The following is a 384-nucleotide window of genomic DNA, read 5'->3' on the forward strand; positions in this document are numbered from 1 at the left end:
ATACATGTTAATTTTATTTCCTTAAATAATATTTATATAGTATTTTTTTTATATTTTTATGCAAAACACAACGGAATATAAAGTATTTTAAAATATTTTTATAAAATTGATATCGAGTTATTAAATTAAAATTTAATAATTCTTTTTGTGTGAATAAGTCATTTTTAAAATGAGTCAGTCCAGTTCTTCTGGATAATGAATCTATATCGAAGTTGACATCGACAAATATATGTGGAAGGTTTTGTAGTTTCTTTTCTTTATATATTAATCTAGCCCAAAGAGCATAATCTTCAGAGCTTCTAATATGTGCATATCCATCAGTTTCTAAATAATCTTTACGACGAAAAAAAGCTGTTACATTGTTTATAGGAGATTTTATTTTAA

At 22.9% G+C, this 384-nt stretch carries 1 pseudogene; it reads right to left on the reverse strand.

Annotation, left to right across the window (positions count from 1 at the left end):
* Positions 1-13 precede the first annotated feature (13 nt).
* Positions 14-384 (reverse strand): annotated as a pseudogene (locus M983_RS17695) (hypothetical protein); the annotation flags it as partial.

The organism is Proteus myxofaciens ATCC 19692, from assembly GCF_001654855.1.
In the GTDB taxonomy this organism is placed as follows: Bacteria; Pseudomonadota; Gammaproteobacteria; order Enterobacterales; family Enterobacteriaceae; genus Proteus; species Proteus myxofaciens.